The following is an 891-nucleotide window of genomic DNA, read 5'->3' as shown; positions in this document are numbered from 1 at the left end:
CCGACGCCGCCGAGACGATCGACAGCGTCGCGTCGGATATCGAGGCACAGCAGGGAACCGAGGACGAGACGGAGAGCGAGTCTGGAGCCGAGTCGGCGGAGGGATCGACGGAGGATTCGGCGGACGAATCGGCTGACGAACCGACGGAGGAATCGTCGGCCGAGATCCCCTCGGGGCTGGAAGCAGCCGCCGAGGCGCTGGCGGGAGACCAGCTCGACGGCGTGGAGGGTGTCGACGTCTCGATCGACGACGACGGCGGGCTCCAGATCACGCTGGACGAGGACGCCGACGTGGAGATCAGCGTCGACGACGGGACGGAGCTGTCGGACGTGACCCTCCCTGAGGGGATCGACATCCGGACCGGAGGGTCCGACGATTCGGATCTCGAACCCGACGGCGGGGAGCCGATCCCGGACGGCGGCTCGATCGAACTCGGCGAGGACGGCGAGACCGTCCACATCGATATCGACGACGGCCCGGGGATCACTATCTCCGTCGGCGAGGGGGAGTCCGGCGGCGACGAAGGGGAGGAGGAGTCGGCCGAGGGAGGCGAAGAAACCGGGGAAAGGGCGGTCGAGGAAGCGGAGGAGACTGTCGAAGCGGCGGCCGAGGCAGTCGAGGAGACAGCCGAGGAAGTCGAGAAGACCGGGGAAAAGGTCGAGGAAACTGCGGAAGAGGCGGCCGAGGAAACTGCGGAGGAGACGGACGAAGCGGCCGAAGAGACGGCTGAAGACGCCGCCGAGGGGACCGAAGAGGCGGCCGAATCGGGCACCGAGGACGCGGCTGAATCGGCCGAGGAAGCCGGGGAGGGCGGGGAGCCGCCGGAGTCGGTCCAACGAGCGATCGACGAGATCACGGAGACGGCCGAGGCGGCGAGAGCGGCCGCCGAGG

The 891-nt window shown here is 69.1% G+C and carries 1 protein-coding gene; it reads left to right on the top strand.

Annotation, left to right across the window (positions count from 1 at the left end; genetic code table 11):
- Positions 1-891: hypothetical protein (locus ACFR9S_RS13480; protein ID WP_379818880.1), on the top strand; the 891-nt coding region annotated here is incomplete at both ends.

Origin of the sequence: Halolamina salina (assembly GCF_042678005.1) — an archaeon.
Lineage (GTDB): Archaea > Halobacteriota > Halobacteria > Halobacteriales > Haloferacaceae > Halolamina > Halolamina salina.
Note: the sequence above shows the minus strand (reverse complement) of the source record. Positions and strands in the feature narration are given on the sequence as shown.